Below are 14,105 nucleotides of genomic sequence, written 5' to 3'. Positions count from 1 at the left end.
CGCCGATTGCTTGGCCATCCTGGCCAAGCAATCGGCGTTTTCTCAGCGGCGCGGGGGCATGATCCTAGAAACGGCAGTTGACCGCTTCGTCGCAGCTAAGAGTGTTTGCGCAATTTGAGAATCCGCACCGATTTCAAGGCCACCTCCCGGGTGAGGGCCGTTCAACTACCGTTTCTAGGATGATCCGTCGCCCCCATTCTAACTTGCTGAGGCTATTCGATCCGCCCGCATTGCCCGGCGACGCAGCTGGGGTCCGTGTGGCACTCGGCACAGGCCCCCGCCGACAGAGGTCCGTCGTCGGCGGTGATCTCTTCGCCGTCTTCTGTGAAGACCTGGTAGACGGGGGTGCCCTCCTCCCAGGTCGTGACCATGAGCATGCCGAGATCACTCAGGTGTAACGCGGCCTGCGCACCGTCCGGGAAGTTGCGGTTGCGAAGGAGATGGTGCCGACGCGAGGGCGGTCAACACCGCCGGGCGCTCCGTCACCGGCGAAGCGCGCGCACCAGGTCCAGCAATGCCGCGTCGTCCCATTCCCGCTCGCCTTGGGCGCGGTAGACGATGCGCCCTTGCGGGTCGACGACGAAGGTGGTCGGCAGCCCCTTCATGGGCCATTGCTGGGAGACGCTCATGTCGGTGTCCATGGGCAGCGGGAAGTCCAGGTCGAGCTGCTCGGCAAAGGCCGCGACGTCTGCCTCGCTCTCGCCGACATTGACGCCCAAGAGCATGACGCCCTGGTCTCGCAGCGTCTCCCAGGCGCGTTGCATGGCCGGCATCTCCGCGCGGCAGGGCGGGCACCAGGTGGCCCAGAAATTGACGATCACGGGCTTGCCTTGCATGTCCGCCAGGCTGTAGGTGTCGCCGCCCGGCCCCTGGAGCTCGAAAACGGGCGCAGCGGGCTTCTCGGGCAGGGGGTCCAATAATTCGGCGGCCGCCGCGGGCTCGCCGGGCGTGTCCGCCGCTGCCTGCACCGGCGCGAGCATGCAAGCCGCGGCGAGCGCAGCGAGCAGGGTCGAAGTGATAGAGTGCTTCACGTGGGTGATTCCTCCTGAGATGTTGCCGCGTGCATGCCGGTCGCACGGCGGCTCGCGGGTCTGTCTGCGCCGGCGAGGTTACCATGAGCGTTGTTCCACACTTTTCCACTGACGATGTCGCGGGCACTTGGGACCGCCTGCTTTGGGGCGATGCCGCCGCGCTCCCGGGCTGGCAGCAGCGCCTGCGCCTGCCCCTGCGCATGGCGTACGCCATCGGTCGGGACCTGAGCAAGGGCCGCCTGACCCTGGAGGCCATGAGCCTGGTGTACACCACGCTGCTGAGCCTGGTGCCACTGCTGGCGGTGAGCTTTTCGGTGCTTCAGGGCTTCGGCGTGCACAACCAGCTGGAGCCCATGCTGTTGCAGGCGCTCCAGCCACTCGGTGACGGCGCACAGGAAGTGGCCGAGCGGATCATCGACTATGTCGACAATACCAATGTGCGCGTGCTCGGCGCGGTGGGCCTGGCGGTCCTGCTGTGGTCGGTGTTGTCGCTGATCTCGAAGATCGAGCAGGTGTTCAACATAACCTGGCACGTCGAGCGCCAGCGGCCGCTGGCGGAGCGCTTCAGCCGCTATCTGAGCGTGCTGCTGGTGGGCCCGGTCCTGCTCTTCTCGGCGGTGGCGGCCTCGGCCTCCCTGAGGAGCAACGTCGTGGTGCAAACGCTCACGGACATCCAGCCCCTTGGCTGGCTGCTCCAGGTCGCCGAGAGCCTGGTGCCCTTCGTGCTGATCACGCTGGCTTTCGCCTTCGTCTACAACTTCGTTCCGAACACCCGGGTGCGTCTGGTGCCGGCCCTGGTGGGGGCGCTGGTGGCGGGCGTGCTGTGGCTGATGGCGGGCAATCTGTTCGCGCAGTTCATGGCCGGCTCGACACGCTATGCGGCCATCTATTCCGGTCTGGCGATCCTGATTCTGTTCATGATCTGGCTCTACATCGCCTGGCTCATCGTGCTGATCGGCGCCAACATCGCCTTCTATGTCCAGTATCCCGAGTACCTGGCGAGCCGCAACCGCGACCTGAGGCTCAGCAACAGGCTCCGCGAGCGGCTCGCACTGCTGCTGATGCAGGCGGTGGTGCGCCGCCATTACAGCGGCGCGGATGCCGCGGGGGAAGAGGAGCTGGCCCACGGCCTCGGCATGCCGCTCACGAATGTGCGCACACTGCTCGGCATGCTGAGCGAGGGCGGCTATCTGGTGCCGACGGCCAGCGATCCGCCCTGCTATGTGCCGGCGCAGGCTCCAGAGCAGTTGCAGCTGCGCCAACTGCTGCGCCAGGTCCGCCGCTATGGCGAGGCCCCGGCAACGACGCCGGCGCTGCCGGCCGGCACCCCTGTCGCCGCCGTGGAGGAGCGCCTGCAGCAAGCCATCGACGAGGCGTTCGGTGACATGAGCCTCAAGGAGCTGGCGGCCGACACCGAGGCGCCCGGGGGTCGGATCGGCCTGCGCCCGGGGCATCCGCCAGCAGCGCCCGCACAGGTGCGAAGGAGCGCCGGTGGATCACACAGGGGCCATGGCGCTTGAGCGCCGCCAGATGCTCCGCCGTGGCATAGCCTTTGTGACGCGCGAAGCCGTACTGCGGATGCTCGCCATCGAGGCGCTGCATCTCGCGGTCCCGGGCGACTTTGGCCAGGATGGACGCGGCGCTGATGGCGGGCTCCAAGCCGTCGCCGCCCACCACGGCGCGGGCGACGCAAGGCAAAGCGTCGGGGCAGCGATTGCCGTCCACCAGCGCCAAGGTCGGCGTGAGCCGCAGCGCCAGCACCGCGCGCCGCATGGCCAGCATGGAGGCCTGAAGCACATTGAGCCGGTCGATCTCCAGGTGGCTGGCCCAGGCCACGGCCCAGGCATCGGCGGCGGCCTCGATGCGCGGCACCAGGGTCTCGCGCAGCGCTTGCGTGAGGCGCTTGCTGTCATCGAGTCCGTCTGGAATACGCGCCGGCTGCAGGATCACCGCCGCCGCGTAGACCGGTCCCGCCAGCGGGCCGCGGCCGGCCTCGTCCACGCCCGCCACCAAAGCCGGCGCGTCCGGGTGCGGCCACGTGTTCACGCCGCCCGCTCCCGCGCCGCCAGCAGCTCCAGGATACGCCGCGCGCCGCTGCGCGCGGCGTCACGCCGCAGCAGGGCGTGGATCTCGGCGTAGCGTTGGCGGATCTCGGCCCGGCGCGGCGCGTCGTCCAGCATGGCGAGCAGAGCCGGGCCCATGAGCGGGGCACGACAGCGGCCTTGGATGAACTCGGGCGCCAGGGCCTCGCCGGCGAGCAGGTTCGCCATGGCCGCATAGGGGACCTTGATGAGCCGCAGCGCCTTGACCAGGGCGAAGGTCAGGGCATTGAGCCGATAGGCCACCAGCATCGGGCGATGCAGCAGCAGGGTCTCCAGGGTCGCAGTGCCGGAGGCGGTGAGCACCGCGTCGGCGGCGGCAATGGCGGTGCGGCTGCCGCCGGCGAGGAGCTGGACGTCCAGCGCCGGAGCCACGCGCGTGCGCTCCGCCTCGAACAGCGCCCGCAGGCCGTCCGAGACCATGGGCGCGACGAAGCGCAGCCCGGGCTTGCGTGCGCAGCACCAGCGCGCCGTCTCCAGCATGGGCGCCGCGAGCCGCGAGACCTCGCTGCGACGGCTGCCGGGGAGCAGCGCAACGACGGTGTCCGCCGCGGCAATGCCGAGCTCGGCGCGGGCCGCGGCGCCCTGATCCTCGGGCGGGATCTCGTCGGCGAGCGGATGCCCGATGTAATGGGCATCGACGCCGTGGGCGCGCAGGAAATCTTCTTCGAAGGGGAAGATGCAGAGCATCAGGTCCACGGCGCGGCGGATGGCCCGCACCCGACCCCGCCGCCAGGCCCAGACCGTCGGGCTGACCAAGTGCACCGTGGGAATGCCGTGCCGACGCAGCCGCCGCTCGAGCCCGAGATTGAAATCCGGCGCATCGACGCCGACGAAGGCCGCCGGCGGTGTCCGGGTGAAATGCGCCACCAATTCGGCGCGGGCGCGCAGCAGGTCCGGCAGCACGGCGAGCACCTCCACAAGCCCCATCACCGACAGGCGCTCCTGCGGCATCAGGCTCACGCAGCCCCGCGCCTGCATGCGGGGGCCGGCGACACCCACCAGCTCGGCGTCCGGCAGCAGCTCTTGCAGCGCCTGCACCAGCGCAGCGCCCAGGAGATCGCCGGAGGGCTCGTTGGCGACGATGCCGAGCCGCGTGCTCACCGCACGATGCTACGCGTGCTGTCGGCGACGAAGTCCGCCAGCGGCGCCAGCTCCGGCTGCGCCTTGGCGAGCTCTCGGATCTGCCCGACGGCGTCCGCGAGCTTGAGGTTGGCAAGGTAGAGCAGCCGATAGGCGCGGCGCAGCGCAGCAATGGCCTCCGCCGAGAAGGCCCGGCGCCGCAATCCCTCGGCATTGATGCCGCGCGGCTGGGCCGGGTGTCCGCCGATGGTGAGATAGGGCGGCACGTCCTTGGCGATCACGGTGCCCATGGCGCTGAAGCTGTGTGCCCCGATGCGGCAGAACTGGTGCACGATGCTGAAGCCGCCGAGGATGGCCCAGTCCTGGACCTCCACATGGCCGCCCAGGGAGGCCGCATTGGCCATGATGACGTTGTTGCCGATGACACAGTCGTGGGCCACATGCGTATAGGCCATGAACAGGTTGTCATCGCCGATGCGTGTCTCGCGCTTGTCCTGGACCGTACCGCGATGAATGGTCGCGCACTCGCGGATGACATTGCGCGCCCCGATGACCAGGGACGTTGGCTCGCCGGCGTATTTCTTATCCTGGGGGTCCTCGCCGACAGAGGCGAATTGGAACACCCGGGTGCCCGCGCCGATGCGCGTTGGTCCGCGCAGCACCGCATGCGGCCCGATGACGCAGCTGGGCGCAAGCTCGACCCCGGCGCCGATGATGGCATAGGGCCCGATCTCGACCTCGTCGGCGACGACCGCAGACGGATCGACGATGGCGCTGGGGTGGATACGCTGTGGGCTCAAGACTCAGAAATCCCGGGCGGTGCACATGATCTCGGCGGTGGCGACCGCTCTGTCGTCCACGCGGGCCTCGCCGGCGAACTTCCATATACCGCGCTTCACGTTCATCACGCGCACGTCGAGGAAGAGCTGATCGCCGGGCTCCACCGGCTGTTTGAAGCGCGCCTTGTCGATGCCGACAAAGTAGTAAAGGGCTTTTTCACCCACCTCGTCCGGCCGTGATTCCATCGCCAGAAGTCCGGTCGCCTGCGCCATGGCCTCGACGATCAGCACGCCGGGCATCACCGGGCGCACCGGGAAGTGGCCGGTGAAGAAGGGCTCGTTGATACTGACGTTCTTCAGCCCAAGCAGGCGCTCGTTGGGCTCGAACTCCAGGACTTTGTCGATGAGTAGAAACGGATAGCGGTGCGGCAGGAGACGCAACACCTTGTGAATATCCATCGTTGTCAATGCTGCCTCCAGGACCCGGACGGGATGCTGCTGCAAGGCGGACCGCCGCGGTGCACACGCCGCCGCAGCGGCGTGGCTCGAACGGCGCCGAGCGGCTGACTAAGCGGTGCGGGTCTTGCAGCATGGTCCGTTGGTCGACGTTGTTATTGAATCGGTGGCGGCGGCGCGCGCGGCGACGGCGCGCTAGCGCATGGCGCCCGCCCGCCGGGGGCTGGTGCGCGCCGCTGAGTAGGTTACGGGATTGTTACTCGCTAGGCGGCGCTGGTCCGTTCTGTCCGGCTTCCGTCAGGGCTTGCTCCAACTGCTGAACACGCGCGTGCAGCACATCCAGCCGGCGCAAACGGGCGATGATCCGACGCCATTCGGCGTTCGGCATGGCGGGGATGCCGCTGCTGTAAACGCCAGCAGCAGCCTGTGAGCGGGTGACCATGGCCATGCCGGTGAAATGCACATCATCAGCGATGTGCAGATGACCGGCCATGCCCACGGCCCCGGCGACGGTACACCGGGCGCCGATCTGCGTGGACCCGGAGATGCCCGAGCACGCCGCCATGGCCGTGTGCTCGCCGATAACGACGTTGTGGCCGATCTGTACGAGGTTATCGATCTTGACGCCGTCGGCGATGAGCGTGTCCTCCATGGCGCCGCGATCCACGGTGCTATTGGCGCCGATCTCCACGTCGTCGCCGAGGCGGACACCGCCCACTTGGGGAATGCGCACCCAGCGCTCGCCGTCTTTGGCAAAGCCGAAGCCTTCCCGGCCGATGACGGCGCCCGGATGGAGCAGGTTTCTGGCCCCGATGCGAGCACCGGGGCACAGGGTGACGCGCGCGACCAGCCGGGAGCCGGCGCCGATGCAGGCCCCGGCGCCGATGCTACAGTGCGGCCCAAGCTCGACATCGGCGGCGATGTGGACGTCGGCGTCGATGACGCACAGGGGGCCGATGGCGGCCGTGGGATGGATGTCGGCGCTCGGGTCCACGACGGCGCTCGGGTGCACGCCCGACACCTGCCGCCGACGGGGGTGCAGGCGTGCCGCGGCGTGGGCGAAGGCCAATTCCGGATTGTCCGCGAGCAGCACCGCGCAGGGGGCAGCGTCGGCATCGGCGCTGCGGATGATCACCGCGCCGGCTCGGGTCTCGCCCAGGTGGGCGCGATAGCGCTTGTCCGCGAGATAGCTGAGGCTGCCCGGGTCCGCCGTATCCAGCGGCGCCACGCGCGAGAGCGTCACATCGCCACCCTGTAACGACAGGCCAAGATCGGCCGCGAGCTCGCTGGCTGCAATCGCCACCGCTCAGGCCATCCACCCTAGGCTGCCATCGGGCATCAGCGACTCCGGAACTCTTCGGTCAGGCGCTCGACCACGTCCGCGGAAATGTCGATACGCTCGCTGAAATAGACGACGCCCTCGCTCATGATCAGGTCGATGTCCTGCTCCTTGGCAATCTGCTGCACCACCTCTTCCACCTGCTTGACGAGCTTGGTACGCAGCTCGCTCTGGCGCAGTGCGAAATCTTCCTGGAACTCGGCTTTGGCGTAGCGCAGGCGTCGCTTGCGGGCGCGGATGTCGTTCTGCAGCCGCTTGACCTCCTCTTCGCTCATCAGCGCGCCGTCGCGCTCGAGCTTCTCTTCGAGGCGATCGACGGCCTCTTGCTGATCGAGCAGATCCGCTTCGCGCTCGGCAACCTCGGTGCTCAGCGTCTGCCGCGCCTCCTCGTACTGAGGCGATTCCTCGACGATCCGGTTGGGGTCGATGACCGCAATTTTGAGATCCTGCGCGGCGCCGGCGGACGCCGCCAACAGCAGCGCGCTGGGCAGCAGCACGATCCGCAGCATGCCAAAGGGACAGGGCAACATCAGAAGGTCTGGCCGAAGGTGAACTGGAAGACTTGCTCTTCGTCCTGGTCCTGCTTATTGAGCGGGTAGGCGAGGCTCAGGCTCAGGGCGCCCACCGGCGACAGCCAGGCAAAAGACAGCCCGGTGGAGTAGCGCAGGTCGCCCAGCTCTAGGCCCGTGGGCTCGACCAAGTCCGTGTCTTCCGTCCACCACACGTTGCCGAAATCCAGGAAGGCACCCACGCGGACGGTGTTCTGGAGGTTCTCGCCCAGCGGCGGCGGCGCGTAGAGCTCGATGCCGCCGGTGAGCTCGAGGTTACCGCCCACCGGGTCTTCGTCCAAGGTGGTCTCGCGCGGGCCCAGGGTGTTGGCCGTGAAGCCGCGCACACTGCGCGGACCACCGGCGAAGAAATTCTCGAAGAAGGGCAGCGACTCGGTGCTGCCGTAGCCGTCGCCATAGCCCAGGTCGCCCTTCAGGGCGAGGGTCAGCTGGCGGCCGAGCGGGACATATTTGCGCCCGCGGGCGGTGAGCCGGAAATATTGTAAATCACTGCCCGGGATCGCGATCTCGCCGGAGACGCTCTGCAGGGAGCCTTCGCTCGGGAAGATGGCAGAGTCGCGGGAGTCGTTGGTATAGCTCGCGGTGAGAAAGAAGTCGTTGAAGACATCACCGTTCTCGGCGACGAAGTCCTGCGCGAGCAGGGAGCGGCCGGCGAAGAACTTGGTGTACTGGTAATAGCCCCCGATACCCGCGCGCGCGGTATCGGAGATGGGCAGACCGAAATTGATGGCCGCCCGGCCGATATCCGTGGAGAAATCGGCGCCGATGAGCTGGTCGAAGTCCGTGGACCGATAGCTGATGTCGAAGCCGCGGCTGATGCCGTCGATGGTGTAGTAAGGATTGGTGTAGGCCAGTCGATAGAGCTGGGCGGTACGGCTGGTGTTGAACGCGAAGGCCACGCGCTTACCGGTGCCGAGGAAGTTCGACTGCGACACACTGGTGTTGAAAATGATGCCCTCGGACTGGGAGAAGCCGATGCCGGCCATCAGGTTGCCGGAGGGGCGCTCCTTGACAGTGACATTGACGTCCACCTGGTCCGCGGTGCCCGGCACCGCCGGGGTCTCGATATTGACCTCTTCGAAATAGCCCAGGCGCTGCAGGCGCTCGCGGGAGCGCTTGACCAGCTCGGTGGAGAACCAAGCGGTCTCTAGCTGGCGCATCTCGCGGCGCAGGACCTCGTCGCGGGTGCGAGTGTTGCCCTGCATGTTGATCCGGCGGACGTAGACGCGCTTGCCCGGGTCCACGAAGAAGGTGACGGTGACGGTCTTGGCGTCCTCGTTCACTTCGGGCACAGCGTTGACATTGGCAAACGCATAGCCCTCGTCCCCCAGGAGCTTGGAGATGCGATCGGCGCTTTCCGTCGACATCTTGCGCGAGTAGACCTCGCCGCGGCGCATATGGATCAGCGGGAACAGCTGCTCGGCCGGCACCGAGGGCTCACCGGCGAGCTGGATGTCGCTCACCCGATAGACATCGCCTTCATCCAGGGCAATGGTGAGGTAGATGTCCTTCTTGTCGGGGCTGATGGACACCTGCGTGGAGGTGATCTCCAGCTCGATGTAGCCGCGGTCGAGATAGAACGAGCGCAGCGACTCCAGGTCGCCGGCCAGCTGCTGTTTGGAGTAGCGGTCGTTCTTGGTGTAGAAGGACAGCCAGTTGGTGGTGCCGAGCTTGAACTCTTTCAGCAGCTCTTTGTCGGTGAAGGCCTCGTTGCCGACGATGTTGATCTGCTTCAGACGCGCCGTGAGGCCTTCGTCGATCTCGATGCGCACGGCGACGCGGTTGCGCTCCAGCGGCGACACCGTCGATTCGATGCCCACACCGTACTTGCCGGAGGCGAAGTACTGGCGCTGGAGCTCCTGCTCGATGCGGTCCAGCACGGAGGGGTCGAACACCCGCCCCTCGGCGAGTCCCACCTCCACCAAGCCCTCTTTCAGCACATCGGTGTTGAGCGACTTGTTGCCGGTAATCTCGATCTCGGCGACGGCCGGGCGCTCGCGCACAGCGATGACCAGGACATTGCCGTCGCGCTCCACGGAGACGTCCTCGAAGAAGCCCGTGCCGTAGAGGGTGCGGATGATCTGCGCGGTGATGTCGTCGCTGACGGTCTCGCCCACCTGGACGGGCAAGTAGTTGAACACCGTGCCGGCGGCAATGCGCTGCAAGCCTTCGACCCGGATGTCGGCGATCTGGAAGACCTCGGCGGCCGCCGCCCCTGCCATGAGCAGCAGGGCCAGCAGAATGGACAGAGCGGACCGGCGTGCGCCGGCGGCTTGGGCTTTGGGCTGTGACACACTTCCCCCGGACGCGTTGACCGGCTGCAAACGACCCGCGGCCATTGCCATCGTGCCCAGGGCGAGAGGACGCATGCGCGTGGCATCCGCTGTGCGCTGGCGTTCGAGGTTACTCGCGCGCTTGCTTCTTAGGCGGCTGCGATGCTGCTCGGCTGCGGCGGACGATGGAAACCGCGTCTTCGCTGTCCTTTGGAGTCTCGCCAGGGGTAGCGAATGGTCGCCCGGTCCCCAGACCAGCTCAGTATAGGGCAAGCAGCCCTCCTAGCCAAAGATTCGAGCAATATCCACGTAGAACGCCAAGGTCATCAAGCAAAGTATCAACAACAGACCCAGGCGTTGGCCATAGGCCTGGACCTCCTCGGAGAGCGGCCGCCCGCGCACGGCCTCCACCGCGAAATAGAGCAGCTGACCGCCGTCGAGCACCGGGATCGGCAGCAGGTTCAGCAGGCCGAGGCTGACACTCAGCAGCGCCAGGAATTCCAAATAGGGCTGGACACCGAAGCTGGCCGTCTTCCCGGCGGCGCCGGCGATACCAATGGGGCCGCTTAGATTCTCGACCGAGGCAGTGCCCACGAGCATGCGACCGACCAGGCGCAGCGTCATCACCGACAGGTCGCCCACCCGCCGCAAAGCCTCGCCGAAGGCGTCCACCGGTCCATGCCGGACCAGCACTTGGAGGTCCGCGAACAGGTCCTCCGGGACCTTCGGCCCGGCGCCGATGCGCCCGATCTCACTGCCATCGTCGCGCGCGACCGAGCGCGGCGTCAGCTCCACCACCCGCTCAGCGCCGTCGCGCAGCACCTGGACCGAGAGGGTCTCGCCCGGACGGGCCTGCACGACCTCAACGAAGTCCATCCAGCCATCGATGGGGCTGCCGTCCACCGCAACGATGCGATCCCCGGGCTCCAGGCCGGCCTCGGCGGCCGGCTGCTCCGCCACCACCTCGGCCAGGACCGGCGGAATCGGCGGGGTATAACGCTCCAGCCCGAGCTGGGCCAGGAAACCTTGACCCACGCCCAAGGTCTCCAGCTCGGCGGCGGGCAAGGTGCGTACCGCGCGCTCGCCGTCGGCGGTGATGACGGCAACATCGACGTCGCCGCCGCCTAGGGATGCCGACAGCAGCACACGCCAAAAACCGCCCCAGGTGGCCACGCCCCGCCCGTCGACGCTCTGGATGACGTCCCCGGGCGCGAGCTCGGCCTCGGCGGCGACGGACTCGGGCGTGACCGCACCCACCTCCGGGCGGATACCGCTCTCGCCGGCCATCAGCAGGCCCCAGTAGAGCATGATGGCGAGCAGGAAGTTGGCCGCGGGACCGGCCACTGCGATCAGGCTGCGCTTCCATACAGGCTGGGTGTTGAAGGCATACGGCAAGTCCTCAGGCGGGACGTCTTCCTCGCGCTCGTCGACCATCTTCACATAGCCGCCCAGCGGCAGTGCAGCGATGACGTATTCCGTGTCGTCGCCGGGGCGTCGCCAAGTGTAGAGGGCCTTGCCGAAGCCGACAGAGAAACGCACCACCTTGACGCCGAGCTTGCGCGCGACCCAAAAGTGGCCGAGCTCGTGGATGGTCACGAGCAGCAGGATGGCCACCAGGAAGGCGGCGATGTTGATGAGGACGGCGAGCATGGGCTATGCGACCAGCGCAGCGACGCGTTGTTCCGCTGCGCGCCGGGCCGCGGCGTCCACGCCCAGCACATGCTCCAGTCCGCTCAGGTCCACGCGCTCCGGCGGCAGCCGATCCATGGTCTGCTCCACCACCCGGGCGATGTCGGTGAAGCCGATGCGCCGCTCGAGAAAGGCCGCGACGGCGACCTCGTTGGCGGCATTCAGCACCACGGGCGCGGTGCCGCCGTCGCGGGCGGCGCGGTAAGCCAGGCGCAGGCAGGGGAAGCGCTCCGGGGCCGGGGGCTCGAAGTCGAGCCGGGCGATCTCGAACAAGTCCAGGGGCTCGACCCCGGCGTCGATGCGCTCGGGCCAGCCGAGGGCATGGGCGATGGGGGTGCGCATGTCCGGGTTACCCAACTGCGCCAGCACCGAGCCGTCGGCGTACTGCACCATGGAGTGGATGACGCTCTGGCGATGCACCACCACTTGGATGCGCTCCGGGCTGGTGGCAAACAGCCAGCAGGCCTCGATGATCTCCAGTCCCTTGTTCATCATGGTGGCGGAATCCACCGAGATCTTGCGCCCCATGCTCCAGTTGGGATGCGCGACGGCCTGCTCCGGCGTCACCGCCACCAGCGTTTCGGGGTCCGCGTCGCGGAAAGGCCCGCCGGAGGCGGTGAGCAGGATGCGCTCGACGCCGGACTCCGGCAGCCCGCGGCCCTGGGCCGGCGGCAGGCATTGGAAAATCGCGTTGTGCTCGCTGTCGATGGGCAACAGCGTCGCGTCGTTCTCCCGGGCGGCGTCCATCAACAGCGCCCCGGCGACCACCAGCGCTTCCTTGTTGGCCAGCATCAAGCGTTTGCCGGCGCGGGCCGCGGCCAGGCTCGACATCAGGCCAGCGGCGCCGACGATGGCGGCCATGACATAGTCCACGTCATCGAGCGCCGCCACTTCGGTCAGGGCCTCGGCACCGCGCAGCACCTGCGGCGGCTCCGGCATGTCAGCCAACAAGGTGGCGAGCGTGTCCGCGGCGTCCGGGTCGACCATCACGGCATAGGCAGGACGGAAGCGACGGCATTGCTCTGCGAGCCGTTCGGCGTTGCGATGCGCCGTCAACGCGACAACGCGGAAGCGCTCCGGGTGCCGGGCGATGACATCCAGCGTACTGACACCGATGGAGCCCGTGGAGCCGAGGATCGTGATGCCTTTCATTGCGCCAACCCCAACCAGATCAAACCCAAGGCGAACACCGGCGCCGCCGCGGTCATGCTATCGATGCGGTCCAGCACGCCGCCGTGTCCCGGCAGCAGCGCACCCGAGTCCTTGACCCCGCGCCGGCGCTTGAGCCAGCTCTCGAACAGATCGCCCACCACGGACAAGGCCACAGTGACGACGCCGAGCAGCACCAAGGCCGCGCTGCCGGCCATGTCGAGCCCCAGCATCCACCCGGTGAGCAGCAGCGCGAGCCCGGCCGCCCCCAGCGCGCCGGCGAGCCCCTCCCAGGTCTTGCCTGGACTGAGCCTGGGTATGAGCTTGCGCCGACCGAAGCGCCGCCCGACGAAATAGGCAGCCGAGTCGGCCAGCACGATCATGGCCACGAGCCCAAGCACCACCAGCCCGCCGCCGTTGAGATCGCCGTGCAGACGCACCAAGGCCAACCAGGGGGCCGCCAGCAGCAACAGCCCCAGTGCCAACAGCCCCCAGTCCACGCCGGCCGCCGCGGGCTGCACCTGCAGGCGCGGCAGCATCGCAGCAAAGCCGAGCCACCACAACAATGCCGGCACCAGCGCGAGGGTCGGCGCGCCGAGGCGCCAAAGCAGCAGCAATGTCAGCCCCAAGGCGGCGACGGTCCCAGCGCGCGCGAGCGTCCCGTCGACACCGGCCAGCGCGCCCCATTCCCAGGCCGCGAGCAGCACGATCATGGCGAGGAAGACCGCGAACAGCGCCGTCGGCAGCAGCAGGACCGCAGCGACGAACCCCGGCACAAGCCATGCCGAAGTGCGGAGTCGGGCACGCAGCGCATCGCCTGCCACGGGTGCGTCAGCCGCCGGCGGCCTTCGCGCTGGCCGCGATCTGCTCGCTGGTGAGTCCGAAGCGTCGCTGCCGGCGCGCGAAATCGTTCAGCGCCGCTGCAAAGGCGTCTGCGTCGAACTCTGGCCACATCAAGTCGGAAAAGTAGAGCTCCGCGTAGGCCGACTGCCAAAGCAGAAAGTTGCTGATGCGCTTCTCGCCGCCGGTGCGGATGAACAGATCCGGGTCCGGCAAGTCCGGAAACGACAGGCGCTCGGCGACGGCGGCCTCGTCGATGGCCTCCGGCCCCAGCCGACCGGCGGCGACGTCGCAGGCGATCGCTCGGACCGCCTGCGTGATGTCCCAGCGGCCGCCGTAGTTCGCGGCCACCTGCAAGATGAGACGCCGATTCTGGCGCGTGGCGGCCTCGGCGTCCTCGAACTGGGCCCGCAGCCGCTCGGAGAAGGCGGAAAGATCACCGATGACGCGCAGCTGCACGTCATGCTCCACCAGCCGCTGCACCTCCACCTGCAGGGTGCTCATGAAAAGCTCCATCAGCACCATGACCTCGCCGGGCGGGCGGCGCCAGTTCTCGCTGCTGAAGGCGAACAGCGTCAGGGCGCCGACGCCGTGGCGCACGCTCTCCTCGACGACGGCGCGCACGGCCTTGGCGCCCGCGCGGTGACCGGCGGTGCGCGGCAGGCCGCGCTGGTTGGCCCAGCGGCCGTTGCCATCCATGATGATGGCGACGTGCTCCGGCACACGCCGGGGCCTGTCGCCTTGATCGATGGCCGTGATCTCGCTAGTCACTTGCAATGCGTCTGGCGCGCGCGAGGG

General features: G+C 68.0%; 13 protein-coding genes and 1 pseudogene. 1 reads left to right on the top strand and 13 read right to left on the bottom strand.

Going from position 1 to position 14,105, the window contains the following annotated elements:
* Positions 1 to 212: 212 nt before the first annotated feature.
* Both CKO31_RS08395 and CKO31_RS08390 read right to left on the bottom strand, forming a co-directional pair.
* The gene (locus tag CKO31_RS08395) at positions 213 to 377 is read right to left on the bottom strand and encodes a hypothetical protein (protein WP_200235871.1); all 165 of its coding nucleotides are present in this window, start codon (positions 375 to 377) and stop codon (positions 213 to 215) included.
* Between the two features lie 105 nt (positions 378 to 482).
* Positions 483 to 1,031: a peroxiredoxin family protein gene (locus CKO31_RS08390; protein ID WP_322789115.1), complete on the bottom strand. Its 549-nt coding sequence runs from the start codon at positions 1,029 to 1,031 to the stop codon at positions 483 to 485.
* 83 nt (positions 1,032 to 1,114) lie between these two features.
* On the opposite strand from CKO31_RS08390, the pseudogene CKO31_RS26760 reads away from it, so the two are divergent.
* Positions 1,115 to 2,008 (top strand): annotated as a pseudogene (locus CKO31_RS26760) (YihY/virulence factor BrkB family protein); the annotation flags it as partial.
* Positions 2,009 to 2,423: 415 nt separating this feature from the next.
* On the opposite strand, the gene rnhB reads toward CKO31_RS26760, so the two are convergent.
* The 11 genes from rnhB to uppS all read right to left on the bottom strand — a co-directional run bounded on the left by rnhB (position 2,424) and on the right by uppS (position 14,057).
* A complete protein-coding gene (gene rnhB / locus CKO31_RS26755; protein ID WP_322789114.1) occupies positions 2,424 to 3,077 on the bottom strand; it encodes a ribonuclease HII in 654 nt (217 codons plus the stop codon).
* Positions 3,074 to 4,234 (bottom strand): lipid-A-disaccharide synthase, encoded by a 1,161-nt coding sequence (lpxB, locus tag CKO31_RS08380; protein ID WP_200235867.1) that lies wholly within the window; start codon positions 4,232 to 4,234, stop codon positions 3,074 to 3,076. The genes rnhB and lpxB overlap by 4 nt, the downstream gene beginning before the upstream one ends.
* Positions 4,231 to 5,013: an acyl-ACP--UDP-N-acetylglucosamine O-acyltransferase gene (gene lpxA, locus CKO31_RS08375; protein ID WP_200235865.1), complete on the bottom strand. Its 783-nt coding sequence runs from the start codon at positions 5,011 to 5,013 to the stop codon at positions 4,231 to 4,233. Before lpxA ends, lpxB begins: the two co-directional genes overlap by 4 nt.
* A 3-nt stretch (positions 5,014 to 5,016) precedes the next feature.
* Positions 5,017 to 5,451, bottom strand: a complete 435-nt coding sequence (fabZ, locus tag CKO31_RS08370; RefSeq protein ID WP_200235863.1) for a 3-hydroxyacyl-ACP dehydratase FabZ — start codon at positions 5,449 to 5,451, stop codon at positions 5,017 to 5,019.
* Positions 5,452 to 5,704: 253 nt separating this feature from the next.
* The gene (gene lpxD, locus CKO31_RS08365) at positions 5,705 to 6,751 is read right to left on the bottom strand and encodes a UDP-3-O-(3-hydroxymyristoyl)glucosamine N-acyltransferase (protein WP_200235861.1); all 1,047 of its coding nucleotides are present in this window, start codon (positions 6,749 to 6,751) and stop codon (positions 5,705 to 5,707) included.
* Between the two features lie 35 nt (positions 6,752 to 6,786).
* Positions 6,787 to 7,296 (bottom strand): OmpH/Skp family outer membrane protein, encoded by a 510-nt coding sequence (locus tag CKO31_RS08360; protein WP_200235859.1) that lies wholly within the window; start codon positions 7,294 to 7,296, stop codon positions 6,787 to 6,789.
* A gap of 20 nt (positions 7,297 to 7,316) precedes the next feature.
* Positions 7,317 to 9,578 (bottom strand): outer membrane protein assembly factor BamA, encoded by a 2,262-nt coding sequence (gene bamA, locus CKO31_RS08355; RefSeq protein ID WP_242475242.1) that lies wholly within the window; start codon positions 9,576 to 9,578, stop codon positions 7,317 to 7,319.
* A gap of 333 nt (positions 9,579 to 9,911) precedes the next feature.
* Positions 9,912 to 11,279 carry an RIP metalloprotease RseP gene (gene rseP, locus CKO31_RS08350; protein WP_200235857.1) on the bottom strand — a complete coding sequence of 456 codons (1,368 nt, stop codon included), beginning with the start codon at positions 11,277 to 11,279 and terminating at the stop codon, positions 9,912 to 9,914.
* A 3-nt stretch (positions 11,280 to 11,282) separates the two neighbouring features.
* Positions 11,283 to 12,470, bottom strand: coding sequence for a 1-deoxy-D-xylulose-5-phosphate reductoisomerase (gene ispC / locus CKO31_RS08345; RefSeq protein WP_200235855.1), 1,188 nt, complete (start codon positions 12,468 to 12,470; stop codon positions 11,283 to 11,285).
* Positions 12,467 to 13,291 (bottom strand): phosphatidate cytidylyltransferase, encoded by an 825-nt coding sequence (locus CKO31_RS08340; protein ID WP_200235854.1) that lies wholly within the window; start codon positions 13,289 to 13,291, stop codon positions 12,467 to 12,469. The genes ispC and CKO31_RS08340 overlap by 4 nt, the downstream gene beginning before the upstream one ends.
* 7 nt (positions 13,292 to 13,298) lie before the next feature.
* Positions 13,299 to 14,057 carry a polyprenyl diphosphate synthase gene (gene uppS, locus CKO31_RS08335; RefSeq protein WP_369075124.1) on the bottom strand — a complete coding sequence of 253 codons (759 nt, stop codon included), beginning with the start codon at positions 14,055 to 14,057 and terminating at the stop codon, positions 13,299 to 13,301.
* Positions 14,058 to 14,105: the final 48 nt, after the last annotated feature.

The organism is Thiohalocapsa halophila, from assembly GCF_016583825.1.
Classification (GTDB): domain Bacteria; phylum Pseudomonadota; class Gammaproteobacteria; order Chromatiales; family Chromatiaceae; genus Thiohalocapsa; species Thiohalocapsa halophila.
The sequence above is the reverse complement of the archived record's forward strand: the minus strand, read 5'-3'. Positions and strand labels throughout refer to the sequence as shown.

Coding starts and splice junctions, on each gene's coding strand:
- rseP (WP_200235857.1), bottom strand. CDS start 11,279: ATGCTCGCCGTCCTCATCAACATCGCCGCCTTCCTGGTGGCCATCCTG.
- fabZ (WP_200235863.1), bottom strand. CDS start 5,451: ATGGATATTCACAAGGTGTTGCGTCTCCTGCCGCACCGCTATCCGTTT.
- CKO31_RS08360 (WP_200235859.1), bottom strand. CDS start 7,296: ATGCTGCGGATCGTGCTGCTGCCCAGCGCGCTGCTGTTGGCGGCGTCC.
- ispC (WP_200235855.1), bottom strand. CDS start 12,470: ATGAAAGGCATCACGATCCTCGGCTCCACGGGCTCCATCGGTGTCAGT.
- CKO31_RS08395 (WP_200235871.1), bottom strand. CDS start 377: ATGCTCATGGTCACGACCTGGGAGGAGGGCACCCCCGTCTACCAGGTC.
- bamA (WP_242475242.1), bottom strand. CDS start 9,578: ATGGCAGGGGCGGCGGCCGCCGAGGTCTTCCAGATCGCCGACATCCGG.